General features: G+C 72.5%; 28 protein-coding genes. 15 read left to right on the forward strand and 13 right to left on the reverse strand.

The features are described from left to right. Nucleotides 1–77 precede the first annotated feature (77 nt). On the forward strand, nucleotides 78–431 hold the full coding sequence (locus tag M8J74_RS17930; RefSeq protein ID WP_249837385.1) for a hypothetical protein: 354 nt from the start codon (nucleotides 78–80) through the stop codon (nucleotides 429–431). Nucleotides 432–449: 18 nt separating this feature from the next. Here the strand turns inward: M8J74_RS17930 and M8J74_RS17935 are convergent, their stop codons facing one another. Beyond that, nucleotides 450–1,433 (reverse strand): aldo/keto reductase, encoded by a 984-nt coding sequence (locus M8J74_RS17935; protein ID WP_058927293.1) that lies wholly within the window; start codon nucleotides 1,431–1,433, stop codon nucleotides 450–452. A 136-nt stretch (nucleotides 1,434–1,569) separates the two neighbouring features. On the opposite strand from M8J74_RS17935, the gene M8J74_RS17940 reads away from it, so the two are divergent. Together M8J74_RS17940 and M8J74_RS17945 are read left to right on the forward strand one after the other, a co-directional pair. Next, entirely contained in the window at nucleotides 1,570–3,303 is a 1,734-nt protein-coding gene (locus M8J74_RS17940; protein WP_249837386.1) for a cholesterol oxidase substrate-binding domain-containing protein, read from the forward strand. 40 nt (nucleotides 3,304–3,343) lie between these two features. Next, nucleotides 3,344–4,186 carry an alpha/beta fold hydrolase gene (locus M8J74_RS17945; RefSeq protein WP_249837387.1) on the forward strand — a complete coding sequence of 281 codons (843 nt, stop codon included), beginning with the start codon at nucleotides 3,344–3,346 and terminating at the stop codon, nucleotides 4,184–4,186. Here the strand turns inward: M8J74_RS17945 and M8J74_RS17950 are convergent. The 3 genes from M8J74_RS17950 to M8J74_RS17960 all read right to left on the reverse strand — a co-directional run bounded on the left by M8J74_RS17950 (nucleotide 4,161) and on the right by M8J74_RS17960 (nucleotide 7,555). Next, the gene (locus tag M8J74_RS17950) at nucleotides 4,161–4,760 is read right to left on the reverse strand and encodes a TetR/AcrR family transcriptional regulator (RefSeq protein ID WP_249837388.1); all 600 of its coding nucleotides are present in this window, start codon (nucleotides 4,758–4,760) and stop codon (nucleotides 4,161–4,163) included. The genes M8J74_RS17945 and M8J74_RS17950 overlap by 26 nt on opposite strands. Continuing rightward, a complete protein-coding gene (locus M8J74_RS17955) occupies nucleotides 4,757–6,238 on the reverse strand; it encodes an MFS transporter (RefSeq protein WP_249837389.1) in 1,482 nt (493 codons plus the stop codon). The genes M8J74_RS17950 and M8J74_RS17955 overlap by 4 nt, the downstream gene beginning before the upstream one ends. Nucleotides 6,239–6,331: 93 nt before the next feature. Continuing rightward, nucleotides 6,332–7,555 (reverse strand): FAD-dependent monooxygenase, encoded by a 1,224-nt coding sequence (locus M8J74_RS17960; protein ID WP_249837390.1) that lies wholly within the window; start codon nucleotides 7,553–7,555, stop codon nucleotides 6,332–6,334. A gap of 342 nt (nucleotides 7,556–7,897) precedes the next feature. On the opposite strand from M8J74_RS17960, the gene melC1 reads away from it, so the two are divergent. From melC1 to M8J74_RS17975, 3 genes are all read left to right on the forward strand, one after another. Beyond that, nucleotides 7,898–8,275 carry an apotyrosinase chaperone MelC1 gene (gene melC1, locus M8J74_RS17965; protein ID WP_249837391.1) on the forward strand — a complete coding sequence of 126 codons (378 nt, stop codon included), beginning with the start codon at nucleotides 7,898–7,900 and terminating at the stop codon, nucleotides 8,273–8,275. 35 nt (nucleotides 8,276–8,310) lie between these two features. Continuing rightward, the gene (gene melC2, locus M8J74_RS17970) at nucleotides 8,311–9,135 is read left to right on the forward strand and encodes a tyrosinase MelC2 (RefSeq protein ID WP_249837392.1); all 825 of its coding nucleotides are present in this window, start codon (nucleotides 8,311–8,313) and stop codon (nucleotides 9,133–9,135) included. Nucleotides 9,136–9,220: 85 nt separating this feature from the next. Next, nucleotides 9,221–9,673 (forward strand): SRPBCC family protein, encoded by a 453-nt coding sequence (locus tag M8J74_RS17975; RefSeq protein WP_249837393.1) that lies wholly within the window; start codon nucleotides 9,221–9,223, stop codon nucleotides 9,671–9,673. A gap of 10 nt (nucleotides 9,674–9,683) precedes the next feature. On the opposite strand, the gene M8J74_RS17980 is transcribed toward M8J74_RS17975, so the two are convergent. Next, nucleotides 9,684–10,385 carry a ribonuclease H family protein gene (locus M8J74_RS17980; protein WP_249837394.1) on the reverse strand — a complete coding sequence of 234 codons (702 nt, stop codon included), beginning with the start codon at nucleotides 10,383–10,385 and terminating at the stop codon, nucleotides 9,684–9,686. Nucleotides 10,386–10,416: 31 nt separating this feature from the next. Beyond that, entirely contained in the window at nucleotides 10,417–11,217 is an 801-nt protein-coding gene (locus M8J74_RS17985; protein WP_249837395.1) for a VOC family protein, read from the reverse strand. A gap of 154 nt (nucleotides 11,218–11,371) precedes the next feature. Between M8J74_RS17985 and M8J74_RS17990 the strand changes: the two genes are divergently transcribed. Both M8J74_RS17990 and M8J74_RS17995 read left to right on the forward strand, forming a co-directional pair. Further along, nucleotides 11,372–12,382 carry a zinc-binding alcohol dehydrogenase family protein gene (locus tag M8J74_RS17990; protein WP_249837428.1) on the forward strand — a complete coding sequence of 337 codons (1,011 nt, stop codon included), beginning with the start codon at nucleotides 11,372–11,374 and terminating at the stop codon, nucleotides 12,380–12,382. A gap of 110 nt (nucleotides 12,383–12,492) precedes the next feature. Further along, entirely contained in the window at nucleotides 12,493–13,404 is a 912-nt protein-coding gene (locus tag M8J74_RS17995) for an SGNH/GDSL hydrolase family protein (protein WP_249837396.1), read from the forward strand. An 18-nt stretch (nucleotides 13,405–13,422) separates the two neighbouring features. Here M8J74_RS17995 and M8J74_RS18000 read toward each other — a convergent pair whose 3' ends face one another. Both M8J74_RS18000 and M8J74_RS18005 read right to left on the reverse strand, forming a co-directional pair. Beyond that, on the reverse strand, nucleotides 13,423–14,229 hold the full coding sequence (locus M8J74_RS18000; protein ID WP_249837397.1) for a class I SAM-dependent methyltransferase: 807 nt from the start codon (nucleotides 14,227–14,229) through the stop codon (nucleotides 13,423–13,425). 112 nt (nucleotides 14,230–14,341) lie between these two features. Next, complete coding sequence (locus M8J74_RS18005) at nucleotides 14,342–14,824, reverse strand: VOC family protein (protein WP_058928609.1); 483 nt, start codon at nucleotides 14,822–14,824, stop codon at nucleotides 14,342–14,344. A gap of 121 nt (nucleotides 14,825–14,945) precedes the next feature. Here M8J74_RS18005 and M8J74_RS18010 point away from each other — a divergent pair, with 121 nt between their 5' ends. From M8J74_RS18010 to M8J74_RS18020, 3 genes are all read left to right on the forward strand, one after another. Next, on the forward strand, nucleotides 14,946–16,154 hold the full coding sequence (locus tag M8J74_RS18010) for an epoxide hydrolase family protein (RefSeq protein WP_249837398.1): 1,209 nt from the start codon (nucleotides 14,946–14,948) through the stop codon (nucleotides 16,152–16,154). Between the two features lie 110 nt (nucleotides 16,155–16,264). Next, nucleotides 16,265–16,903 (forward strand): ClpP family protease, encoded by a 639-nt coding sequence (locus M8J74_RS18015; RefSeq protein WP_058928608.1) that lies wholly within the window; start codon nucleotides 16,265–16,267, stop codon nucleotides 16,901–16,903. A gap of 1 nt (nucleotide 16,904) precedes the next feature. Beyond that, nucleotides 16,905–17,507 (forward strand): ClpP family protease, encoded by a 603-nt coding sequence (locus M8J74_RS18020; protein ID WP_249837399.1) that lies wholly within the window; start codon nucleotides 16,905–16,907, stop codon nucleotides 17,505–17,507. Between the two features lie 22 nt (nucleotides 17,508–17,529). Here the strand turns inward: M8J74_RS18020 and M8J74_RS18025 are convergent, their stop codons facing one another. Then, on the reverse strand, nucleotides 17,530–17,952 hold the full coding sequence (locus M8J74_RS18025) for a helix-turn-helix domain-containing protein (protein WP_308406061.1): 423 nt from the start codon (nucleotides 17,950–17,952) through the stop codon (nucleotides 17,530–17,532). An 81-nt stretch (nucleotides 17,953–18,033) separates the two neighbouring features. Here M8J74_RS18025 and M8J74_RS18030 point away from each other — a divergent pair, with 81 nt between their 5' ends. Together M8J74_RS18030 and M8J74_RS18035 are read left to right on the forward strand one after the other, a co-directional pair. Continuing rightward, nucleotides 18,034–18,819 carry a class I SAM-dependent methyltransferase gene (locus M8J74_RS18030; RefSeq protein ID WP_249837400.1) on the forward strand — a complete coding sequence of 262 codons (786 nt, stop codon included), beginning with the start codon at nucleotides 18,034–18,036 and terminating at the stop codon, nucleotides 18,817–18,819. Nucleotides 18,820–18,926: 107 nt separating this feature from the next. After that, nucleotides 18,927–19,814: an RNA polymerase sigma factor SigF gene (locus M8J74_RS18035; protein WP_249837401.1), complete on the forward strand. Its 888-nt coding sequence runs from the start codon at nucleotides 18,927–18,929 to the stop codon at nucleotides 19,812–19,814. A gap of 47 nt (nucleotides 19,815–19,861) precedes the next feature. Here M8J74_RS18035 and M8J74_RS18040 read toward each other — a convergent pair whose 3' ends face one another. Together M8J74_RS18040 and M8J74_RS18045 are read right to left on the reverse strand one after the other, a co-directional pair. Next, nucleotides 19,862–20,317: an ATP-binding protein gene (locus M8J74_RS18040; protein ID WP_249837402.1), complete on the reverse strand. Its 456-nt coding sequence runs from the start codon at nucleotides 20,315–20,317 to the stop codon at nucleotides 19,862–19,864. 106 nt (nucleotides 20,318–20,423) lie between these two features. Next, entirely contained in the window at nucleotides 20,424–21,644 is a 1,221-nt protein-coding gene (locus M8J74_RS18045) for a DUF6777 domain-containing protein (RefSeq protein WP_249837403.1), read from the reverse strand. Nucleotides 21,645–21,806: 162 nt separating this feature from the next. Here M8J74_RS18045 and M8J74_RS18050 point away from each other — a divergent pair, with 162 nt between their 5' ends. Next, nucleotides 21,807–23,084 carry a streptophobe family protein gene (locus tag M8J74_RS18050; protein ID WP_249837404.1) on the forward strand — a complete coding sequence of 426 codons (1,278 nt, stop codon included), beginning with the start codon at nucleotides 21,807–21,809 and terminating at the stop codon, nucleotides 23,082–23,084. A gap of 44 nt (nucleotides 23,085–23,128) precedes the next feature. After that, nucleotides 23,129–23,545, forward strand: a complete 417-nt coding sequence (locus M8J74_RS18055) for a nuclear transport factor 2 family protein (RefSeq protein WP_249837405.1) — start codon at nucleotides 23,129–23,131, stop codon at nucleotides 23,543–23,545. Here M8J74_RS18055 and M8J74_RS18060 read toward each other — a convergent pair. Then, entirely contained in the window at nucleotides 23,520–24,512 is a 993-nt protein-coding gene (locus M8J74_RS18060; RefSeq protein WP_249837406.1) for a serine/threonine-protein kinase, read from the reverse strand. The genes M8J74_RS18055 and M8J74_RS18060 overlap by 26 nt on opposite strands. Further along, nucleotides 24,502–25,041 (reverse strand): hypothetical protein, encoded by a 540-nt coding sequence (locus M8J74_RS18065; protein WP_249837407.1) that lies wholly within the window; start codon nucleotides 25,039–25,041, stop codon nucleotides 24,502–24,504. Before M8J74_RS18065 ends, M8J74_RS18060 begins: the two co-directional genes overlap by 11 nt. Nucleotides 25,042–25,046 lie beyond the last annotated feature (5 nt).

Here is a 25,046-nt window from a genome sequence, read left to right on the forward strand (position 1 = left end):
GGCGGCTGTTTGGACGATCACGGGACGGTTACACGGTGCGGACGGCCCACGACGACCATCCGAGGAGTCCGACGACCATGTCCGGCAGCGAACTCACGCTCACTCTCAGCGGCGCCACCCCCGCCGACGCGCGCGCCGTCGTGCACGTCCTGGAACCGGCCTTCGGCAGTCCGGAGGAGGAACTTCCCGCCGACGACCGCGTGACGGTGTACACGGCGAGGTTCGCGCACGATCCGGCGGCCCGGCCGTCCGGGACCGCGCCGGCCGGTGGCACCGGCCATCTGTCCGGGGCGGTCACCGTGACCGTCCAGGGCGCCCCGGACGCGGTGGCCAAGGCACGGGACGTGCTGACCCGCTCGTTCACCGCGCAGGACCAGGGCGCCGTCTCCGGCGACCAGGAGCAGGAGAGCCAGCTGCTCCTGGAGCCGTGAACGACCGGACCGCGGCCGCTACCAGCGGCTTTCGACCTGGTCCTTGATCCGGCGGTCGTAGAGGTCGCGGATCGCGGCGAGGGTCTCGTCGGAGAGGTCCGGCAGCTTGGCGGCGGCGGCGTTGGCGCGGGCCTGCTCGGGCGAGCGGGCGCCGGGGATCACGGTGGTGACGCCGGGCTGCTGGACGATCCAGCGCAGGGCGAGCTGCGCCGGGGTGTACCCCTCGGGAGCGAGGGCGGCGAACTCGGCGGCCGCCTCGACGCCGGTCGTGTAGTCCACGCCGGCGAAGGTCTCGCCGACGTCGAAGGCCTCGCCGTGCCGGTTGTAGGCGCGGTGGTCGTTCTCCGGGAAGACGGTGTCCTTGGTGTACTTGCCCGACAGCAGGCCGGAGGCGAGCGGGACGCGCGCGATGATGCCGACGCCGGCCTCCCGGGCCGCCGGCAGAACCTCGCGCAGCGGCTTCATGCGGAACGGGTTGAGGATGATCTGCACACTGGCCACGCCCGGCCGCGCGATCGCGGTGAGCGCCTCCTGGCAGGTCTCCACGCTGACGCCGTAGTGGGCGATGCGCTCCTCCTCCACGAGGGTGTCCAGGGCGTCGAACACCTCGTCGGTGGAGTAGACGGCCGTGGGCGGGCAGTGCAGCTGGACCAGGTCGATGCGGTCGACCCCGAGGTTGCGACGCGAACGGTCGTTCCAGGTGCGGAAGTTGTCGAGGACGTAGTTCTCCGGGATCTGGTCGACCCGGCGGCCCATCTTGGTGGCGACCAGTACGTGCAGGTCCGGCCGGCCCGCCAGAAAAGCGGCGATGGTCTGCTCGCTGCGTCCGTCGCCGTACACGTCGGCGGTGTCGAAGAAGGTCACGCCCGACTCGGCGGCCGCCTCCAGCACCGACAGGGCTTCCTTGTCGTCGACGTCTCCCCAGTCGGCGCCCAGCTGCCACGTGCCCAGACCGATGACGGAGGCGTGCTGACCCGACCTGTCGAAAGTGCGCTCGTCCATGACGTCAGTCTGTCACCCACCGCCGCCGAGTGCGGAACGAGCCGCTCCGATGCATGCCTTGTGAATCTTTCACTCACACGAGTGACGTCTTTCGGCAGCGGGTGGACTCGTGTCACCCCACGCCTAGCGTGACCCCGTGACTGATCGTTCAGTGAGCAACCTCCCCTCCGAGAGCGGGAACGACGCGCCGTGGAGCCGCCGCGGCTTCCTGTTGTCGGCCGCCGCCCTGGCTGCCCTCCCCGTCCTGGTGGCCGCGGATCCGGCGGTGGCGGCGCAGGAACTGCCGGACTTCCCCGAGGGCGTCGCGCTGTACCGCTCGGCGTACCGCAACTGGGTGGGCGAGATCACCTGCGACGGCCTGTGGGCCTGCGCTCCCGAGAGCCCGGCCCGGGTGGTCGACGTCGTCAACTGGGCCTGGCGGCAGGGCTGGACGGTACGCGCCCGCGGTGCCTCGCACGGGTGGTCGCCGCTGGCGGTCACCGCGCACACGCCGTCGGACGCCCGCGTCCTCCTCGTCGACACCGCCCCGCACCTCAGCGGCCTGAGCCTGGACTCACCGTCCGCCGTCCGCGCGGGGACAGGCGTGACGATGGACGAACTGCTCGGCCATCTGGAGGAGCACGGCCTCGGGGTCACCGCCGCTCCCGCCCCGGGCGACCTCACCCTGGGCGGCGCCCTGGCCGTCGACGCGCACGGCACCGCCTTACCGGCCGAGGGCGAACGGCGGTCGCCCGGGCACACCTACGGATCGCTGAGCAATCTGGTGCTGTCGCTCACGGCGGTCGTGTGGGCCGAGGACTCCGGGGCGTACGTCCTGCGCACCTACCGGCGTGCCGAGGCGGACTGCGCCGCGCTGCTCACCCATCTCGGCCGCTCGCTGGTGACCGAGGTCGTGCTGCGGGTGGGCGCGAACACCGACCTGCGGTGCGTGAGCCGTACGGACATCCCGGCGGCCGAGCTGTTCGCCGCGCCGGGGTCCGACGGGCGCACCCTCGAAACCTTCCTCGACCGCGCGGGGCGCGTGGAGGCGATCTGGTTCGCGTTCACCGACGCCCCGTGGCTGAAGGTGTGGAGCGTGGCGCCGACCCGGCCGCTCACCTCACGGCATGTGACGTCGCCGTACAACTACCCCTTCTCCGACAACGTGCCGACCGTGGTGGCCGACCTGGTGGGGCGGATGACCTCGCAGGCCGCCTGGTACCTGGCCCCGGTGCTGGGCAACGCGCAGTACGAGGTGGCCGCGGCCGGGCTGGTGGCGACGCTGTCGGGCGACATCTGGGGACCGTCCAAGAACACGCTGCTCTACATCAGGCCGACGACGCTGCGGCTGACCGCCAACGGCTACGCGGTGCTCACCGCGCGGAGCCGGGTTCAGCAGGTGGTCAGCGCGTTCACGTCCTTCTACCGGGAGCGGCTGGCCGTGTACGCCGCCCTGGGCCGCTACCCGGTCAACGGCTCGGTCGAGATCCGCGTGACCGGCCTGGACGATCCCGCCGACGCCGAAGTCGACGGCGCCCGCGCCCCGTTGCTGTCGGCGCTGCGGCGCGACGAGAGCCGGCCCGAGTGGGACACGGCGGTGTGGCTGGACGTGCTGACGCTGCCCGGCACCCCGCACGCGGAGGAGTTCCTGCGGGAGTTGGAGCAGTTCCTGCTGCGCGAGTTCGACGGCGAGGACGCCCTGACCCGGGTCGAGTGGTCCAAGGGCTGGGCGTACACCGAGGACGCCGCCTGGAGCGACGAGGAGGTGCTGGGCACGGTGATCCCCGGTTCGTTCGGCGAGACGGTGTGGGGGCAGGCGGCCGGGGTCCTGGACCGGCTCGACCCGCACCGGGTCTTCGGCAACGGCTTCCTCGACCGCCTGTTCCGATAAGAGGTTGCCGTCGCCGGGCGCGGCTGGAAGGCTCGCGATCATGCCTGCCTTCGCTGCGCCCGACGGGACCCAACTCGCCTACCACGTCTTCGGGGACGAGGGGCCGCCCGTCGTCTGTCTGCCCGGGGGCCCGATGCAGGCGTCCGCCTACCTCGGTGAGCTCGGCGGTCTGTCCGCGCGCCGCCGGCTCGTCCTGCTGGACTTCCGGGGCACCGGCGACTCCGCGCTCCCGGAGGACCCCGCGACCTTCCGCTGCGACCGGCTGGTGGACGACGTCGAGGCCCTGCGCGCGCACCTGGGCCTGGAGACGATGGACCTGCTCGGGCACTCCGCGGGCACCAATCCGGCCGTCCTGTACGCCGCCCGGCACCCGCGGCGTGTGGACAGGCTCGCCCTGATCACGCCGAGCGCCGTGGCCGTAGGGCTCGGCGTCCCGCCCCAGGTGCGGCGGGACACCGCGCGCTCACGCCAGGCCGAGCCGTGGTTCCCCACCGCGTTCGCCGCCCTGCAGGCCATCACCACCGGCCGCGCCACCGCCGCCGACTGGGAGGCCATCTCGCCTTTCCTGTACGGCCGTTGGGACGACACGGCGCGTGCCCATCATGCCGCCGGAGCCGCTCAGCGCAATCAGGAGGCCGCCGCGGTCTTCGGCGCCGAGGGGGCGTTCGACCCGGCCGCCACCCGGGCGGCGCTCGCCGGTCTGGCGGCGCCGGTGCTCCTGCTGGCCGGCGAGGTCGACCTCAACTCCCCTCCGCCCATGGTCGCCGAGTTCGCCGGGCTCTTCGCGAAGGCCGAGTCGGTGGTGCAGCCGGGAGCCGGTCACTTCCCGTGGCTGGACGACCCCGAGCGGTTCGTGGCTACGGTCGGGGCGTTCCTGGCGTGAGCTGCCCCTGGACGAGCGGGGCGTACCGCTCCACGATCTCGTCCAGCTCCGCCGCGCGCACGTGGGTTCCGCGGGCGACGCCGTAGATCACGCCGAGGCCGAGCAGCGCGGCCACGGCGAGTTCGGCGCGCAGGCCCGCGTCGGCGCCCGTGAGGCGCTCGGTGAGGCGCTCGGTGACCTGGGTGCGGAAGTTGGCGCGCAGGATGTCGCCCTGTTCGGCGTGCAGGGGCGCGAACACGATACGCAGCAGCGGGTCGGCGCCGTGCCGGGACTGGCCGATCAGCACGTGCCGGACCATGTGCCGGCCGAGGTCGTCGAGCGGGGCGTCCAGCAGGGCGTCCGCGTCGGTCTCGAAGGACATCACGCGGGCGAAGAGCGCGTCCTTGTTGCCGAAGTACTTCAGGATCAACGGCGGGCTGACACCGGCGCGTTCGGCGACGGCCTTGAGGGTGATGTCGGCGTGTGCGTGCCGAGCCAGCAGGTAGCGGGCGGCCTTCAGGATGGCCGCCTTGGTGGCCTCGGCGTCCCTGCGGGCGGGCGCGGTCGCGGTGGGGGGAGTGCTCACGGCACTCATGCTCCCTCCAACGCCTCGTCCCGCGCATCCAGGGTGCCGCTGCCGGCCCGGCGCGAACCCCGCCGCCCGGCGTCACCCGGGATGGTCAGCGCCGTGGCGCTCGCCACCAGGGCGACGATGCCGGCCACGGTGAAGGCGAGCAGGTAGCCGTGCAGGGTGGGCACCGGGACGCCTCCGACCGGGCTGGTGTGGTGGATCAGGACGGCGGCCACGGCGGCGCTGGAGGTGGCCTGGCCGATCGTGCGCATCAGGACGTTGACGCCGTTGGCGGACGCGGTCTGCTCGGCCGGTACGGCGCGCAGGATGAGGGTGGGCAGGGCCGAGTAGGCGAGGGTGGTGCCGGTCGCCACGACGGTCGCACCCAGGATGATCATCCACAGGTCGCGGCTGTCGGCGATGCGCAGCGCGTAGCCGCAGGCGATGACCGCGGCTCCGATGGCGAGCGTGACGCGCGGGCCGCGTGCCGCGGAGATCCGGGCGGACAGCGGCGAGAAGAGCAGCATCGTCACGCCGCCGGGCAGCAGGCACAGGCCGGTCTCCACGATCGACAGCCCGAGTCCGTACCCCGTGGCCTTCGGCGCCTGCACCAGCTGGGCGGTCACGAGCGAGTTGGCGTAGAAGGCGAATCCGGTGAGCAGGGCCGCGACGTGGGACAGGCCCACCCGGGGCCGGGAGACCAGGCGCAGGTCGACCAGCGGCCGCTCGGTGCGCAGCTGCTGCCACCACCACAGCGCGAGGACGGCCACGGCGGCGGCGAACAGGCCCAGGATCCGGGCGCTGGTCCAGCCCCACTGTCCGCCCTGGGACACCCCGAGCAGCAGGCAGACCAGTCCGGCGGCCAGCCCCAGGGTGCCGGCGACGTCGAACCGGCCGGGCTCGCGGACGGGCGACTCCTTCACCGCCCACCACACGGCGGACACGCCCACCGCGCCGAGGGCGCTGGTGAGCCAGAACATGGTGTGCCAGTCGTAGTACTGCACGACCAGCGCGGCGAGCGGCAGGCCGAGGGCGGCGCCGATCCCGACGGTGGAGCTCATCAGGGCGACCGCGGAGCCGCGGCGCTCCGGGGGCAGCTCGTCGCGCAGGATGCTGATGGACAGCGGCACCACGGAGGCGGCGGCGCCCTGGAGGGCACGGGCCGTGATGAGGACGGCGATGTCGGAGGACAGGGCGCACATCACCGAGCCGACGGTCATCAGCAGCAGGGCCGAGGTCAGCACCCTGCGTTTGCCGTACATGTCGCCGGCCCGGCCCAGGACGGGGGTGAGGACGGCGCCGGACAGCAGCGTCGCGGTGACCGTCCAGGAGACCGCGCCGGGCGAGGAGTGGGTGAGCCGGGGCAGGTCGGGCAGCAGGGGGACGACGACCGTCTGCATGACGGCCATGAGGATGCCGCCGAACGCCAGCACCGGGATCGTGAACCGACCCCGCAGGCCCGGCCGCACGGTGGGCTGGGCTATCGGCGCGGGCTGCTCCATCGGTACTCCAGCGGGTGACAGGCGGAACAAACGGGTGAATGGCAATTCACCTTAGCCGGTGAATTGCCATTCACCCAAGAGGGGTGCCGGCCGTCAGCCCTGCTTCCGCGAGGCGAGTTCCCGGGCGTGCACGGTGCGCGCGACCCTCGGCCCGAGCCAGCGCTTGAGGCGGCGCAGCGCCTCGAGCCGGCCGGCCGCCCGGTCGATCCGGTAGTAGAGCTGCGGCGGGACGTACGGCAGCAGGGGCGAGTGCCGCTGGCCGAGCAGGGAGAACATCTGCTCCGGGGGCAGGTGGATGTAGCGGGGCAGGTTCTCGTACCACCGGGCGCTGTAGCGGGCCGCGCTCTGGATGGACAGCAGCTCCGCCTTGCGCTGCCGCTCGTATCCGGCCAGCGCCTGCGGCAGGGAGGGCTGTTCGCGCAGGGCGCCGGCCAGCGCGATGGCGTCCTCCAGGGCGAGGGTGGTGCCGGCGCCGATCGAGTAGTGCGTGGTGTGGGCGGCGTCGCCGAGGAGGACGAGGTTGCCGCGGGACCACGTGCGGTTGGTGAGGGTGCGGAAGTTCAGCCACTGGGCGCTGCCGTCGGACGAGGAGCGCCCGATGAGGGGGTGGCCGTCGAGGACGTCGGCGAAGAGCTTCTCCAGCACGGCGAGTCCGTCGGCCTCGTTCGCGGTGCCGAACCCGAGGCCGGTCCAGGTCTCGGGGGCGCATTCGACGACGCAGGTGCTGCGTTCGGGGCTGAAGGGATAGCCGTAGCACCAGATCCAGCCGTGGTCGGTCTCCACGAAGGCGAAGGTGAAGGCGTCGAAGACCTTGGTGGTGCCGAGCCAGATGTAGGGATTGCGGCCCTCGCCGACCTCACTGCCGAAGTGGCCGGCGTGCCGGGTGCGCAGGGCGCTGTTCACGCCGTCGCCCGCGACGAGCAGATCGGCCGCGGGCAGGTTGCCGTCGGTGATCTCGTGCTCGAACTCCAGCCGTACGCCCAGCGAGCGGGCGCGTGCGGCGAGGATCTCCAGGAACCGGTGGCGGCCGATGCCGAAGCCCTCGTCGCCGTCCTGCCGGGTGGCGAGGTCGCGGACGTGGGCGACGCCGGCGTTCCAGCGGACGGAGGCCTGCTCCAGTGCGCGCGCCGACTCGGGGTCGTGCTCGTGGAGCTTGTCGAGCAGGCCCCGCCAGTACGTCACGCCCCAGCCGTAGGTCGATCCTTCCGGATCGCGTTCGTGGACGGTGATGTCGTGGGACGGGTCCTGCCGTTTCAGCAGGATCGACAGATACAGGCCGGCGGGCCCGCCGCCGATGCAGGCGACCTTCACGCACACCCCTAGGAATTACCCAAAGCGGTCATTTGGCAACGCAGGGTAGCAGGAGGCCGCGGCGCCGCCCGGCGTTCGGGATCGCGCCAGTTTTCCGAGGTGAGGCGGGCCACAGGCGGCGCCGCCGGCCGGGAAGGATCTTCCGGATCACGGCTCCCCGGCGAAGGAATTCCCTCTTCCGGGGACGGCGGGCCCCGCCCACAGCAAGATCAACTTCGTTCAACCTTGCACGACATGTAGGCAATTGTCCTGATCGCAGCCAACCGGTCTCGGCCGATTTCTCCCGCTCTCACCAGGGCGGATAGGCATGCCGGGTCGTCAATCGAACGAATTCCCGGGAGATCCCGTATGCCCGAACTCAGCCGCCGCCGCGCCCTCGGCACCGCCGCCGTGCTCACCGCGGCCGCCGCCGCCCACACCCTCTCGGCGCCCGCCGCCTCGGCCGCGCCCGCCGCCTCTCACCACGACTCCCCCGAACCCTTCGACGAGGTCTACAAGGGCCGCCGGATACAGGGCCGCCCGGCCTCCGGGCCGATGCACCACCACCACGGCGACGGCTTCGAAGTGCTCGTCGACGCGGTCCCGTTGCACGTGATGCGCAACGCGGACGGCAGCTGGATCAGCGTCGTCAGCCACTACGCCCCGGTCCCCACGCCACGGGCCGCCGCACGGGCCGCGGTCGACGAACTCCAGGGCGCGGTCCTGCTGCCCTTCCCCGCCAACTGACCCACCCCGCACGACACTTCGGAGCAACCACCACCATGACCGTCCGCAAGAACCAGGCCGGCCTCTCCGCCGACGAGAAGCGCCGCTTCGTCGCGGCCGTCCTGGAGCTGAAGCGCAGCGGCCGTTACGACGCCTTCGTGACGACGCACAACGCCTTCATCCTCGGCGACACCGACAACGGCGAGCGCACCGGCCACCGTTCGCCGTCCTTCCTGCCCTGGCACCGCAGATTCCTGCTGGAGTTCGAAAGAGCGCTGCAGTCGGTGGACGCCTCGGTCACGCTGCCCTACTGGGACTGGAGCACCGACCGTTCACCCCGCTCCTCGCTGTGGGCGCCGGACTTCCTCGGCGGGACGGGGCGCAGCCGCGACGGGCAGGTGACGGACGGCCCGTTCGCCGCGTCGGCAGGCAACTGGCCGATCACCGTGCGGGTGGACGGCCGTACCTTCCTGCGCCGCCAACTGGGCGCCAACGTACGGGAGTTGCCGACCCGCGCCGAGGTCGACTCGGTGCTGTCGACGGCGACCTACGACATGCCGCCCTGGAACAGCGCGTCGGACGGCTTCCGCAACCACCTGGAGGGCTGGCGGGGGGTGAACCTGCACAACCGGGTCCATGTGTGGGTCGGGGGCCAGATGGCGACCGGCGTCTCCCCCAACGACCCGGTGTTCTGGCTGCACCACGCCTACATCGACAAGCTGTGGGCCGAGTGGCAGCGACGCAATCCCCGCTCCGGCTATCTGCCGACCGGCGGGACGCCGAACGTCGTCGACCTGGGCGAGACGATGAAGCCGTGGAACGACGTCCGGCCCGCCGATCTGCTGGACCACACCGCGTTCTACACCTTCGACACCGACTGACCGCCGGGATCGGGTGGTTCGCCCCGCAGGTCACGGGTACCCGCCGGGGACACAACCGACAGCAGAGCGAAGGAGGGGTTCACCCGTGTCGCAGGTCGAGGAATCCATCGAGGTCGGCGTCCCGGTGCGCACCGCTTACAACCAGTGGACGCAGTTCGAGTCGTTCCCCGAGTTCATGAACGGCGTGGACCGCATCGAGCAGCGCACCGAAACGCTCACCCACTGGGTGACCAGTGTGAACGGCGTCCACAAGGAGTTCGACGCCGAGATCACGGAACAGGTCCCCGACGAGCGGGTCGCATGGACGACCGTCGCCGGTGAGGCCAAGCAGGCCGGGGTGGTGACCTTCCACCGCCTCGACGACGCCCACACCAAGGTGATGCTGCAGATGGACTTCCATCCGGACAGCCTCACGGAGAAGGTCGGCGACACGCTGGGCTTCGTGAAGCGGCAGGCCAAGGGCGACCTGGAGCGCTTCAAGACGTTCATCGAGAACCGCGGCCGGGAGACCGGCGAGTGGCGCGGCGAGGTCAGCTGACCGCCGCCCGCTAACCGGCCTCGGCCGTACGGCACTCCGGGTGCCCCCAGCCCTGACCGTTCTTGGCGATGGACTCCCCCGCGGCGTAGGAGCGGCCGCACAGGCAGCGGCCGGGGAACTTCGCCTTGATCGTGCGGGAGGACGAGGCACCCTTGCGCGCCGCGCCGGACTTCCGGCGCGGCGCGTCCGTCTTCGCCTTCGGCGTGTCCGGGGAGGGCGGCGGCTCCGGCGAGCCCAGTCCACTGCCCGCGGCCTCCTGCACGACGGCCGCCTGGCTGGCCGCCCGGTCGGCGAAGTCGTTCAGCGGATCGCCGTCGACCTGGTGGGCGGGCACGTAGCGGAAGTCCACCGAGCGGCCGTCCAGCAGCTCGTCGATGCGCACCACCAGTTCCTGGTTGGCGACCGGCTTGCCGGCGGCCGTCTTCCAGCCGTTGCGCTTCCAGCCGGGCAGCCAGGTCGTGACGGCCTTCATCGCGTACTGCGAGTCCATCCGCACCTCGAGCGGAACGGCCGGGTCGGTCGAGGCCAGCAGCCGTTCCAGCGCGGTGAGTTCGGCGACGTTGTTGGTGGCTCTGCCGAGCGGACCGGACTCCCAGCGGGCCGGGGTCTCCGACTCGTCCGCAACGACCCAGGCCCAGCCCGCCGGACCGGGATTTCCCTTCGAAGCCCCGTCGCACGCGGCCACCACACGTTCACGCATGGGCCCGATCATGCCATGGCCCGGCGGGCCGCTCGCGCCTGGTTCAGGAGACGTCCGTGACCTGCGGCATCTCCCCGGCCGTCGTCGTGATGTCGATCACCGAGAAGCTGGCACCCTGCGGGTCGCTGAGCGCCGCGAACCGCCCGAACGGGCTGTCCATCGGCCCGAACCGCAGCACGCCACCCAGCTTGGTCGCCCGGGCGACGGCATCGTCGCAGTCGGCGACGGTGAAGTAGACGTTGATGTACGGCGGCACCTCGGGCGGGAAGTCGTCCGTCATCTTCATCCGGCCGAGAACCGTGTTCCCGTCGAGGTCGAACATGCGGAAGTCGATCGCCTCGTCCTGCATCTGCTTCGCCGTGTAGGGAAACACCGAGGTGAAGAAGGCGTCGGACTTCTCGGGTTCGCGGGTGAAGACCTCGGCCCAGCAGTACGCGCCGGGCTGCTGCGGCGATGCCTCGAACCCCTCGTGGACCCCGGCCTGCCACAGGCCGAAGGCCACCCCGCTGGGATCGCGGGCCAGGCACATCGTCCCGAATTCGCCGACCTTCATCGGCTCCATCAGCACCTCGCCGCCGTTGTCACGGATCTTCCCGGCGGTCGCGGCGGCGTCCTGCGACGCGAAGTACAGGCACCACTGCGAGAAGCCTTCCTGGCCCGGCATCGGCGGTACGACGGCGGCGACGGCCTTGCCGTCCGCGTAGGCCTGGGTGTAGTTGCCGTACTCCGACGACGCCTCGCCGAAGGTCCAGCCCAGGACGTCGCCGTAGAAACTCTTGGCTCCCTCGACATCGCTGAACATCGCGTCGGCCCAACAGGGTGTTCCCTCAGGTTGCACGGCCATGACTGCGGCCCTCTCCTGTGTCGGCGGTTGGTCCGCTTCCTCACGCTAGTCACCCCTTCGCCGAAGCGCGCGCCGAACGTGCGCGCGCGTCCCACACTGGTCGGGACAGGGGTTTCGAGCGCTCGGGACGGGGTGCGGGATGGCTGACGCAACGATGCGCGCGTGGTCGGTGACGGTGCCCGGCCCGGTGGAGGAGGCGGGAGGGCTCCGCCTGGTCGAGAAGCCGGTTCCGGAGCCCGCAGGCGACGAGCTGCTCGTGCGGGTGCGCGCGTGCGGGGTGTGCCGCACCGATCTGCACGTGGCCGAGGGTGATCTCGCGGTGCGCCGGCCCGGTGTGACGCCCGGACACGAGGTGGTGGGCGTGGTGGCGGGCCACGGCGCGCGGGTCGAGGGCTTCGAGGCCGGTGACCGGGTCGGCGTGGCCTGGCTGCGGCGCACGGACGGCACCTGCGTCTACTGCGCGCGCGGGGACGAGAACCTCTGCCCGGCCTCCCGCTACACCGGCTGGGACGCCGACGGCGGTTACGCGGAGTACACGACCGTGCCCGCCGCCTTCGCCCACCGGCTGCCGGCCGCCCTCGGCGACGCCACCGCCGCTCCCCTGCTGTGCGCGGGGATCATCGGCTACCGGGCGCTGCGCCGGGCCGCGCTGCCGCCGGGCGGACGGCTCGGGCTGTACGGATTCGGGGGCAGCGCCCATCTGTGCGCGCAGGTGGCGCTGGCCGAGGGCGCCACCGTGCACGTGCTGACGCGCGGAGCGGCGGCCCGGCGGCTGGCGCTCGACCTGGGCGCCGCCTCGGCGCGCGACGCCTACGACATGCCGCCCGAGCCGCTGGACAGCGCGATCCTCTTCGCCCCGGTCGGCGACCTGGTTCCGGTCGCGCTGCGCGCCCTGGACCGCGGCGGCACCCTGGCGGTCGCCGGCATCCACCTCAGCGACATCCCGTCCCTGCACTACGAGACGGAGCTGTTCTACGAGAAGCAGGTGCGCAGCGTCACCTCCAACACCCGTGCCGACGCCCGGGAGTTCCTCGCGTTCGCCGCCCGGCACGGGGTGCGCGCCACCACCCACACCTATCCCCTGTCCCGCGCCGACGAGGCGCTGCGGGACCTGAAGGCGGGACGCTTCGACGGGGCCGCGGTCCTGGTCAACGACCTGTCCTGACACGCACATCGGGGCCATGGCCCGCGAACTGCCTTGTCCGTCTTCCCTCTTGGGCCCGGCTGTGCTTGCCTGGGGAGCCGTTTTTCGGTTGCCGGGGCGGGAGTCGCCGCATGCGCGGACCGTGGATCGTGGGGATGCTGCTGACCGGTGTGCTGCTGCTCGGCGCGTGCGGCGACCCGTCGTCCGGGCCTGAGGCCGCGCCGCCGTCCCCCGTCGTACCGGGGGCCTCCGCCGCGACCACGCACCAGCGGGCGCCGGCCTCGCCCCGCGTCCCGGCCGTCGGGCCCCGGGTGCTGTACCTGGGCGACTCGCTGGCCGTGGAGGCCCAGAAGGTGCTCGGGCAGGAGCTCCGCCACGGCCTGAACGCCACCTACACCGGCGCACCGTACTCGGGCACGACGCCGTGCGACTACCTGGAGGGCACGGGGGCACGCTCGCTCGTGCCGGACGCGGCCAAGGCCGCCGCGCTGGTCCGCGCGCGGCACCCGGACTACGTGGTGCTGCAGTTCTGGGGCAACGCCTGGGTGTACACGTGGTGCATGGACGGCATCACCTACGACGCCTCCCCGCAGCGGTACTTCGACCGCTACCGCGCCGACCTGCGCCGGCTCACCGAGCAGATCGCCGCGGCGGGCGGCGCGAGACGGCCGCGGATCGTGTGGGTGCTGCAGGGCCCGGACCCGATCACCCCCGACCGGGTGCGCCGCGTCAACGAGATGTACGAACGGCAGGCGGCTGCGTCCGGTGACCTCGTCGCCGACGCGGGCCGCACGGTCGCTCCGGCCGGCGCCCGCTACACCTGGAGCCAGTACCTGCCGTGCACCGCCTACGAACACGAACACGCCGGCTACTGCACCCAGCCGGGGCGCGACCGCACCGCGCTCCACCTGGACTCGGACTACCTGCACTTCTGCCTCGCGCCCACGACGTCCACCCCGAAGCCGTGTCCGGTCCGCTCCCCCGGCATCCTGCGCATCTCCCGGGAGATCACCGGGGTGATCCGCCGGGCCGTCAGCCGGTGATCCGCGCGCCCGGCCGCGTCACCCCGCGGTGGGCCGGCGGCCGATGGTCGAGTAGGTGAAGTGGCTGCGCACCACCAGCCGGGGGTCGGCGGCCAGCCGGTGCACCTCGTCGAGCTGCTCCGGGGTCATGCCGGCCGCCAGGAAGTCCTTCCTGGCCTGCGCGATGTTGGCGGCGATCAGCAGCGCGCCCGCCGTGCCGCCCGGCCAGGAGCGGGCGTGCATGACGGTGTCCACATCGGTCAGCCCCTCCTCCCGCATCAGCGCGGGCACCCGGCCCGCCCAGCTCGGGTCGTTGCCGTGGGCGGGCAGGACGTGCTCGATCAGAAGCGTGTGGTAGGTGTCGATCAGCTCGGCCGCCTCCGGGCTCGGGGCGGCGAGGACCATCTTGCGAAACGTCGCCTCGAAGTCCTCCACGACGAGCGCTCCCCCGGGAGCGAGTGCGGCGGCCAGGCGCCCGAGGATCTCCCGTCGCCCGGGCAGGTGGAGCAGCACCAGCCGGGCGTGGATGACGTCCCACGGCCCCTCGGGCACCGGTTCGGTCTCCAGGTCGTGGCGCAGCACCTCGTACGGTGGATTTGGCGGCAGATGACGGGTGTTGAGGTCCGTCGCGAGCACCCGGCCGCCGGGCCCCGCCGCGCGGGCGAGCCAGGCGGCGATGCTGCCGCCCCCGGCGCCGACCTCCAGGCACCGCCTGCCGGTCAGATCACCGAGCCCGGACAGCCGCTGGACGGTGAACTCGTCCAGCAGGGTGGCGAGATGGACGTGCCGGCCCACGGCTTCGGGGTCGTCGTTGTCGAAGGCGTACGTCAGCGGGGTCGCGGGCACGGGCGGCTCCTTCGGGCGAGGGGCGGTCGGCGGGCGTGCGCCGTCGCGCGGTGGACGGCGCCGCCCGGTGTCCTACCCACTCGGCGGCCGGCGCCGCCCTCCGGCGTGCCGCCTACTCGCCCTCGTACGCCCGGCGCAGGGCGGCGATGTCGAACTTGCCCATCGCCATGAACGCCTTGGTGGTGCGGGAGGCCTTCTCCTGGTCGGGGTCGCTGATCATGTCGATGAGGGTGTCCGGGACGACCTGCCAGGACAGGCCGAACTTGTCCTTCAGCCAGCCGCAGGGTCCGGGCTCGCCGCCGCCCTCGGTGAGCTTGGCCCAGTAGTAGTCGATCTCCTCCTGGTCCTTGCAGAAGATCTGGAAGGAGACCGACTCGTTGAACTTGAACATCGGGCCGCCGTTGAGCGCGACGAACTTCTGGCCGTTGGCCGTGAACTCCACCGCCAGCACGGAGCCGACCGGCCCCGCTCCCCCTTCGACGTTGCGGCCGACGCGGCCGATGCTGGAGTTCTTGAAGATCGACACGTAGTGGTGGGCGGCCTCCTCGGCCTGGCCGTCGAACCAGAGACACGTGGTGAATCCGTCGGTGGTCATGGGCACCTCCTGGGCGTGGAACGCGGTCACCTGTACCGACCGATCCTCGGCGCGAAACTCATCGGTGGGGCGGCCGGTTAATCCATGTGGCCCCGTCGCCGTCGCGATCTAGGCTCCCGCCATGACGTCATCCCCCGCGGACCCCGCCGTCCAGGTCCGGCCGTTCCGGCTCGACATCCCGCAGAGCGACCTCGACGACCTGCACGACCGCCTCGACCGCACCCGCTGGCCCGACGACCTGCCCGGCACCGGCTGGGCCTACGGCGTACCGGCCGACTACCTGCGCGAACTCCACCACCACTGGCGCCACGTCTACGACTGGCGGGCCGCCGAGGCCCGGCTGAACGAGTGGCCGCAGTTCACCACCACCATCGACGGCTCGAACGTCCACTTCGCCCATGTCCGCTCCCCCGAGCCCGACGCCACACCGCTGATCCTGACGCACGGCTGGCCGGGGTCGATCGTGGAGTTCCTCGACGTCGTCGGGCCGCTCACCGATCCCGCCGCGCACGGCGGAGACCCGGCCGACGCCTTCCACGTGGTGGTGCCGAGCATCCCCGGGTTCGGTCTGTCCGGGCCGCCGGCGGACACCGGCTGGGAGGCCGCCCGGGTGGCGGACGCGTGGGCCGAGCTGATGCGGCGGCTCGGCTACGAGCGGTTCGGCGCGCAGGGTGGCGACTGGGGCGCCGCCATCTCCCGCGAGCTGGGCCGGGCCCATCCCGACCGGGTGATCGGTGTCCACCTCAACCTCCTGCCGGGCGGGCAGCAGGCCACCGAGCCCACGCAGGAGGAGCTGGACGAGCTGGACACCGAGGGGCAGGAGCGGGCGCTGCTGTCGTGGCGCCGGTGGAGCGAGTGGTCGCGCGAGGGCACCGGCTACGCGGTGTTGCAGGCGACCCGGCCGCAGACCGTGGCGTACGCCCTGACGGATTCGCCGGTCGGTCAACTGGCCTGGATCGTGGAGAAGTTCCAGGAGTGGACGGACTCGCAGCGGCTGCCGGAGGAGGCCGTGGACCGGGACCGGCTGCTGACCAACGTGATGCTGTACTGGCTGACCGGGACCGCGGGTTCCGCGGGCCGCATCTACTACGAGCGCGCCCACGCGACGACCGGCGGCGCCCGTCCCACCGAGCCCTCCACCGTGCCCACCGCGCTGGCGCTGTTCCCCGCGGAGCCGCAGCTTCCGCTGCGGCACAAGGCGGAGCGCACGGAGAACCTGGTGCGCTGGACGGAGTTCGACCGCGGCGGCCACTTCGCCGCGATGGAGGAGCCGGACCTGCTGGTCGGGGATGTCCGGGCGTTCTTCCGGCAGTTGCGCGAGAAGGACTGAGCGCGGGGCTCTGCCCGTGGCGAATCTGCCGCGGGCAGAGAAACCGCGTCGGCGGCCGCCCGCGGGCCGAGAGTGGGGTGGACGGCATCACCGCACCGACGGGAGACACCATGACCGCACTCGCCCCGCTCACGCCCCGGGCCGAGGAGGGCGACACCGCGCCCTCCCGGTTCGACGACCATCTCGCCGCCCAGCTCCTCGGCCAGCGGATCGTGTTCCTCGGCACCCAGGTCGACGAGGTGTCCGCCAACCGGGTCTGCGCCCAGCTGCTCCTGCTCTCCGCCGAGGACCCGCGCACCGACATCAGCCTGTGCATCAACAGCCCGGGCGGCTCGGTGTACGCGGGCCTGGCCATCTACGACACGATGCGGCTGATCCCGAACGACGTCTCGACGCTCGCCATGGGCTTCGCGGCCAGCATGGGCCAGTTCCTGCTCTGCGGTGGCGCGCCCGGCAAGCGCTACGCCCTGCCGAACGCCCGGATCATGATGCACCAGGGGTCGGCGGGCATCGGCGGCACCACCGCCGACATCGAGATCCAGGCGGAGAACCTGGAGCACAGCAAGCGGACGATGGAGCGGCTCATCGCGCAGAACACGGGCCAGACCCCGGAGACCATCGCCCGGGACGGCGACCGCGACCGCTGGTTCACGGCCGAGGAGGCCAGGGAGTACGGCATGGTGGACCAGGTCGTGGAGTCGCTCGCCGACGTCCGCCCGGCCGCCTCGAAGCGACGGATGGGGCTGTGACATGGGCAACTACACGATTCCGTACGTCGTCGAGCGCACCGCGCACGGCGAGCGGTCCTCCGACGTGTTCAGCCGGCTGCTGTCCGAGCGGATCATCTTCCTCGGCACCGAGATCGACGACGGAGTGGCCAACGTCGTCATCGCGCAACTGCTGCATCTGGAGTCGGCGGCCCCGGAGAGCGAGATCGCGATCTACCTCAACTCCCCCGGCGGCTCGTTCACCTCGCTGATGGCGATCTACGACACGATGACCTTCGTGCAGGCGCCGATCTCGACGTTCTGCGTCGGGCAGGCGGCGTCCACCGCGGCCGTCCTGCTGGCCGGAGGCGATCCCGGACGGCGGTTCGTGCTGGAGCACGCGCGCGTGCTGCTCGGCCAGCCCGCCAGCGGAGGCAGCCGGGGCGCGATCTCCGACCTGACGCTCCAGGCCAAGGAGATGGTCCGCATCCGCTCCCAGGTCGAGGAGGTGCTCGTCCGCCACACCCACCACGACGTCGCCACCCTGCGGGCCGACATGGACCGCGACAAGGTGTTCACCGCCGCGGAGGCGGTCGCCTACGGGCTGGCCGACGAGGTGCTGAGCCGGCGTCTCGTCGCGGTCTGAGGCGCCGGCCCGTCCGGTGCCGTCAGGCGGCCAGGCACAGTCCGTCGTGGCGGGGTGCGGAGGCGCCGCGGCCCCGGGCGGCGTGCCGGCTCGTGACCCGGGTCAGCTCGCCGTGCGCCAGCGACAGCAGATCGCCGAGGCCCAGTCCGAGGGCGTGAGCGGCGGCCGCGAGGACCTCCGACGAGGCCTCCTTGCGGCCCCGCTCCACCTCGGAGAGGTAGGGCATGGAGATCCGGGCCGCGTCGGCGACGTCCTTCAGGGTGCGCTCCTGGGCGAGGCGCTCGCGCCTCAGCACGTCACCGACCAGGTCGCGCCACAGGGGCTCCTTCGGTGCCGGGGCCGCGGGGACCGCCGACGCCTTGCGCGGCGGCGGGGCGGCCGGAGCACCGGCCTGCGGGCGGCGCAGGGGGATGACACGGGCTTCGTCGGGCGCTTGGCTGGTCACCGCTTCAGACTAAATTCCCTCGCCGCGAAGGGAAGGGGTCGGCATTCTGCCCTGGGTGAATCACCGGAAGCGGAGGGTGCCATGACGGCGTTGCGGGAGACGTTCAACGAGGACGCCGAGTTGTACGACCGGGCACGGCCGCGCTATCCCCCGGCGCTGGTCGCCGAGTTGGCGCGGGTCGCGGCCCTCGGCCCGGACAGCAGGGTCCTGGAGATCGGCCCGGGCACGGGTCAGCTGACGCTCCCGGTGGCCGAGCTGGGATGCCGCGTCACCGCGGTGGAGCTCGGTGACGCGATGGCTGCCGTGGCCCGTCGGCGGCTGCGCGACCATCCGCGCGCCGAGGTCCGGGTGGCGGAGTTCGAGAGCTGGCCGCTGCCCGAGGAGCCGTTCGACCTGGTGGTGTGCGCCACCGCGTTCCACTGGATCGACCCCGGGGTGCGGATGGTCAAGGCGGCCCGGGCGCTGCGTCCGGGCGGACGGCTGGCCCTGGTCCTCACAGAACACGTGGCGGGCGGCACGGAGGAGTTCTTCGCCCGCGTCCAGGAATGCTACGAGCGATGGGATCCGGCCACCCCGCCCGGCCTGCGGCCGCTGCCGGCGTCGCAGATCCCCGCCGGCACCGCCGAGGCGGCCGGCTCCCCCTACTTCGAGCGGGTGACGGCGGCCCGCTTCACGCAGGACATCACCTACACCACCGACCAGTACCTCGACGTCCTGCTCACCTACTCCAACCACCGCGCCCTCGACCAGGCGGCCCGCCGGGGCCTGCTGGCGTGCATCCGGAATCTCGTCGACAGTGGGTTCGCCGGCAGCGTGACCAAGCGCTACCTGCACGAACTGGTCCTCGCCACCCGGGTCGCGGAGTGATTTTGCGCCGCATCGGAAAATGGTGGGAATGGCCTGCCCGACTCGGGGTACCCGCAGGACGAGGATTCGAGCGGACAGACGTCGGATCGTGACTCGTGGGAGAGGAAATGAATACCGCCGTGAATCGGTCGAAGACAGCGATCGCCCAGACGACCGCCGGGACCGGCACGGAGAACGGTGTGCTGCCGGGCATCGAGGAGCCGCGTTCGGTGGCGCCCCGTGACGCCCGGGAACTGTCCCGCCAGTTCTTCCAGCGCCTGTCCGAGCTGGAGGAGGGCACGCGCGAGTACCAGTACGCGCGCAACACCCTCATCGAGATGAACATGTCGCTCGTGCGGTTCGCCGCCGGGCGTTTCCGGGGTCGCGGGGACGAGATGGAGGACCTCGTCCAGACGGGCATGATCGGCCTCATCAAGGCGATCGACCGGTTCGAGCTGTCCCGCGAGGTGGAGTTCACGTCGTTCGCGCTGCCGTACATCGTCGGCGAGATCAAGCGGTTCTTCCGCGACACCACCTGGGCGGTGCACGTGCCGCGGCGGCTGCAGGAGCTGCGGGTGGAGCTGGCCAAGGCGCGCGAGGAGCTCGGCAGCCGGCTCGACCGTCAGCCGACGGTCGCGGAGCTCGCCACGCTGATGAACATCTCCGAGAGCGAGGTCGTCGAGGCGCAGATCGCGGCCAACGGATACAACTCCTCGTCCCTGGACGCCGCGCTCACCGGTGACGGGCCCGAGGGCGGCGAAGCGGTCCTCGCGGACTTCATCGGGGTGGAGGAGGACGGGCTGCGGCTCGTCGAGGACTTCCATTCGCTGGCCCCGCTGATGGCGGAGCTGGGCGAGCGCGACCGGCAGATCCTCCACATGCGGTTCGTGGAGGAGGCCACGCAGGCGGAGATCGGTGAGCGGCTCGGCTGCTCGCAGATGCACGTGTCCCGCCTGATCAAGCGGATCATCGCGCGACTGCGCGAGGGGATGCTGGGCGAGCTCGGCTGCGCCTGAGGGAGCGGTACGCACGAGGGTGACCGTCGCGGGTCCGACCGCGGCGGTCACTTCGCGTTCAGCGACACCACAGCGGTGACCCGCTTGCCGACGGGCACTCTCTCGACGACGACCTGGGAAGCCAGCGCGTGCACTATCTCCAGGCCGTGCCGGCCCACCCGGTTCGGATCACGCGGGAAGCGCCGCGGCAGGGCGACGCTGCTGTCGCAGACGCACACGGTCACGGCCGCGTCCGTGCCCTCGAGCTCCAGGATGTAGGGGCCGTTGCTGTGCCGGTCGGCGTTCGTGACCAGCTCGCTGACGACCAGCAGCACCTCGTTCTCGGCCCGCTCGTCGACCGCGGCGCACCACTCTGTCCGCAGACTGTTCACGAAGTGGGCGGCGAAGGAGCGGGCCTCGGCGATGCAGCCCTGTTCGCCGGTGTAATGGGCGGCCCGCCTCAGTGGTTCCACCGGCACGTCGAAACCCGTCGGTATCACTGCCCCGCCCACCTGGTCGTTCATGCGTTTCTCTCTCGGAAGCCGGACTGGCCGGACGCTGTTGCACCAGTGCTGATACCCCGAGCCGGGCCGTGCAGTCCCCTGTTGCGGGTGATGTGTCCCTCTCGGCTCACGCGGACGGTGACGTGGCGGAGGAGACCGGTGCGCTCACCGTCGTGCTGTCGGAGGCGAGCGGAGGCTGGGGCGGGGAGCTGCCCGGGGAGCTCTCCGGCTTCGCGGGCGGCTTGCTGGAGCTCGAGGGCGGCGTGGGGCCGGACGACGACGAGGACGGCGGGGACGACGACGGGGTGGAGGTCGACGGGCACGGGCTCGGCTTCGCGGTGCCCGGTCCCGGCGAGGAGACGCACGGGGACGGCGAGCCCGACGACGAGGGTGCCGAGGGGGTGGTCACGCTCACGGACGGCGAGGGCCGCACCGGCGGCTTGACCGGCCGGTCCTTGTGACCGGTGTCCCCGCGGTGCCGGGCGATCCACTGGTGGTGATCCGGGTCGTAGATCACGAAGATCTTGATGATCTGCGGGGCGGGCGTGACCACCACGACGTTCGAGGAGCGGTACGACGGCCAGGAGTCGCCCGTCGGCGTGGGCGTCGTCTGCTGGGCGACGGGCGGGGTCAGCGGGTTGCCGCAGGCGCACCGCGTGCGGGGCACGCCGTGGCCGTCGACGAGGACGGCGGTGCCGGCCTGCAGGACGGCCTGGTAGCCGGTCGCGGTGCCGTCCTGGTAGCCGTGGTTGGTGACCCGGGTGTCCATGCGCAGCTGCACGGGGGTGAGGGAGCGCAGGTAGGCGGGGACCTGGGAGGGCTGGACGCCCACGACGGAGGCGAAGGCCCGGTTCTTCGCAGGGACGGCCTGCAGGTACCTGATCTGCTTCTCGACGTCGCAGCTGGAGACATTGCGGCTGCCGCCGTACAGTCCGGCCGCCCCGCCGTCCACGCCGCGCACGGCGTTCGCGGGCGTCGACTCGGGGGTGGTCGGGGAGGCGGAGACCGTGGCGGTGGAGCTGTCGTTCGCCGTCGAGGGGGTGAACGGGTCGGGGCCGGTCTTGCCCGCGGCCTGCAGGAAGACCTCGCCCCCCTTGGCCGAGCCGGCACCGCCGCCGGACCGCGAGAGGACGACGGCCAGGACGACGGCGGCGACGACCGCAGTGGTGAGCACCGCGATGCGGGGCGCGGACTTCCACCAGGGGTGGCGGGGCTCCGGCGCGGGGGTGTTGCCGCTGCTGCCGGGCGGCGGCTGGGAGGGCGGGCCCGAGGGCGGCTGCGAGGGGCCCGAGAGCGGGCCGGAGGGCGGTCCTGTGGGGCGGCCGGACGACGGCGGTTCGACGCTCACGAGCTCTTCTTCCCGACGTGGTTCCTCTGCGGCTCTCCCCGATTTCTGCCGCTTTTCTGCCATTCCTCCTTATTGTGTGCTCCGGTTGCCCGCCGACCGCAAGCCGACGCGGACGGACCTCCCGGCGGGCGGGGCGGGCCGGACCTGCCTAGCGTGGCAAGGGTGACCCCGCGAGCCCCCTCCGCCCCGGCCGTGGCCCGGCACGGCTGGGTGCAGGCCCTCGTCGCGGTGCTGGCCCCGCTGATCGCCATGGGGGTCGTCGCCGCACTGGGGCTGTGGGCGGCCGGGGCGACGGACCTGCCGGACGGGGCCTTCCCGAGGGTCGTCGCGGCGACGGTGGTCACCGCGGTGGGCGGCACCGTGAAACTCTCCGGCGACGCCGGAGCGCTGGCCGGCGCCGACGCCGGGCTGACCGTGATCCCGCTGTCCGTCACCCTGGTCGGCGCCCTCGTCCTCGCCGCCGGTTTCCTGCGCCCGCTGCGGCACCGGGCGGTGGCGGGCGCGCAGGAACTGGCGGGCTGGGCCGGCCGCGTCGCCGTGCTCTGGCTGCTCGCGCTGCTCGGCCTGGCCTTCGGCGCCCGCCACACCTTCACGCTGTCCCTCGGCGACAGCACCATCAGCGACATCGGCGGCCTGTTCGGTGTCTCGCCGAAGGTCGGCTTCACGACCGACGTTCCGCTGACGGTGCTGTTCGGGCTGCTCTGGCTGGCCGGTGTGCTGGTGCTGGCCCTGCTGGTCTCGCGCGGCGCCCCGCTGCCGGGGCGGCTGCTGCGCTTCCAGGAGTCGGTGCGCCCGGCCGCGTACGCGATGGTCGCGCTGCTCCTGGCCTACGTCGCTCTGGGCGTCGTCGTCGGTCTGGTCGTGGCGGTGACGCGCGGGCATCGCGCCGAGACGCTGGCCGTGATCCTGCTGGGCCTGCCGAACCTGGCCTGGCTGGCCCTGACCCTGGGCCTCGGGGTGACCTGGAACGGGCGGGTGCAGGGCCCGTTCGGGCTGCCGATGCCCCATGTGCTCGACGAGGTGCTGCGTACCAAGGACGTCTCGGCCCTCAACCTGAGCACGCTCTCCGAGCACGACGGCCGCGTCTGGTGGCTGCTGGTGGTCGACGTGGTGCTGCTGCTGGCGGCCGCCTTCGTGCTCGCGGCCCGCTCGCCGGCCCGGATGCGGGCCTGGCAGCACGCCCTGCACATGGCGGTCGCCCTGGCGCTGACCGTGCTCATGATCTGCCTGGTCGGCCGGATCTCCGCGCACTTCGGGCTGTCGGTGCTCGGCATCGGCGACCTGGGCGGAGGACTGGCCGGGAAGGTGCTGCTCGAACCCGAGGTGTGGTCCGCGCTGGGTCTCGCCCTGCTGTGGGGACTGGTGACCGGATTCCTCGGCGCGCTGCTGGCGAGGCCCGTGCGGCGGCGGGGACCGGCGGAAAAGAGGTGGGACGGATGACGTCGTCCGTGGGAGTGTGCGCCGAGTCGAGGGAGGGGCACACCATGGCGTTGGCAGTCGAGGACCGTCTGGCCGTCACGGAGCTGATCGCGTTGCACGGCCATCTGGTCGACGCGGGGGAACTGGACCGCACGCACGAGGTGTTCACCCCGGACGTCGTCTACGACCTGTCGGACTTCGGCCAGGGCGAGGTCGTCGGTCTGGCCGCCCTGACCCGGGCGGCGCTGGCGCTGGGCGCGGCGAACCCGGTGGCGCACCACGTGACCAACGTGGTGGTCGAGGAGGTGGCCGAGGGCCGGGTCCGGGTCCGGTCCAAGGGGCTGGGGATCATGGCGGACGGGTCGTGCGGCTCGGTGACGTACGAGGACGTGGTGGTGCGGACGGAGGCCGGCCGGCGCATCCGCCGGCGCAGGGTGGTGGCCCGGCGGGTGCCGCTCAACGGGCGGGGCCAGGGGTCCTGAAGACCGGCTCGGCCCAGCGCGGCGGCGGCTCGGGCCGCTCCTCCCCCGCCGCCCCCGCCACCACGGTCGGCGGATGGCCGGTGTCCTCGCGGCCCGCCACGGCCGCGCGCAGCGCGGCGACGAAGGCGAGGCAGGAGTCGTGGCGGTCGTCGGGGCTCTTGGCCAGAGCACGGTCGAAGACCGTGTCGACGGCGGCGGGGAGGTCGGGGCGGAACTCCGTCAGCGGGGGTGGCTGGTCGTACTGGTGGGCCCAGAGCAGTGCCATGTCGTCGTCGCGGCGAAACGGCGGGCGGCCGGCCAGGGTCTCGTAGATCACGCAGGCGAAGCCGTACACGTCGCAGCGGCCATCGACGGGGCGGCCGGAGATCTGCTCGGGGGCCACGTAGTCGAGGGTGCCGACGAACTGCCCGACACTGGTGAACCCGGTCAGCGACAGGGACTTCTTGGTCAGGCCGAAGTCCGTCAGGTAGGTGTGCTCGGGGTGGTCGCTGTCGGTGCCGCGGGCGACCAGGATGTTGCCCGGCTTGACGTCCCGGTGCACCAGCCCGTGCTCGTGGGCCGCGTCGAGCGCCGAGGCGACCTGCGCGGCGATGCGCAGGGTGGTCGAGGGCGCGAGCGGGCCCCGCCGGTCGAGGAGGTGGCGCAGGTCGCTGCCGTCGACGTAGCGCATGGCGATGTACAGGACTCCGTCCGTCTCGCCCGCCTCGTAGACCGGAACGATGTGCGGGTGGTCGATCGCGGCGGCCGCCCGGGACTCGTGGGTGAAGCGCCGGCGGAAGGTGTCGTTGCGGGCGAGTTCCGGGGCGAGCAGCTTGAGGGCGACGGTGCGTTCCAGGCGCAGGTCGAGGGCGCGGTAGACGACGGCCATGCCGCCGCGGCCGATCTCGCGCTCGATGCGGTAGCCGGCCACCTGGCGGCCGACCAGCTCCGAGGGGCGGCCGGAGAACAGGCTGGTGTCACGGGCCATCGGGCGTCACGACCTGGGTGGGCGCGTGCCCGTGGTCGGCGGCGGAGCGGGGCGCGTCGTCGGTCGCGTAGGTGCTCAGGCGTGCTCCGTCGCCGTAGACCCAGCGGCCCTGTTCGGTGTCGTAGAGCCAGACGGACTCGCCGTCGACGACGATCCCGACGCGCAGCCCCCTGGTGCGGCCGCGGAAGGACTCCCCGTCCCCGCCCGCGGCGAGGTCCTCGACGGCGGCGCGGTAGCGGGCCAGGGTCTGTTCCGCGCGGGCGAGCAGGGGGCGCGGGTCGGGGGTGCGGGCCTGGGGGCCGCCGGCGGCGGGCGGGTCCTGGGGTACGGCGACCAGGAGGCGGCCGTCGACCCAGGCCGACCAGCCGTTGGCGCACAGGACGTGGGCCCAGTCGCCGCGCCGCTCGACGAGCTGGACGGGCAGCAGCGGGTCGAGCGCGACGGTGGGCCGGGCGGGGTCGGGGGCCTCCCAGGCGGGCATGCCCTGCTGGGGGACGACGTGGGTGGGCCGGAAACCGGGGGTGGTCATCGCGG

It is taken from the genome of Streptomyces panaciradicis (assembly GCF_023516615.1).
In the GTDB taxonomy this organism is placed as follows: domain Bacteria; phylum Actinomycetota; class Actinomycetes; order Streptomycetales; family Streptomycetaceae; genus Streptomyces; species Streptomyces panaciradicis.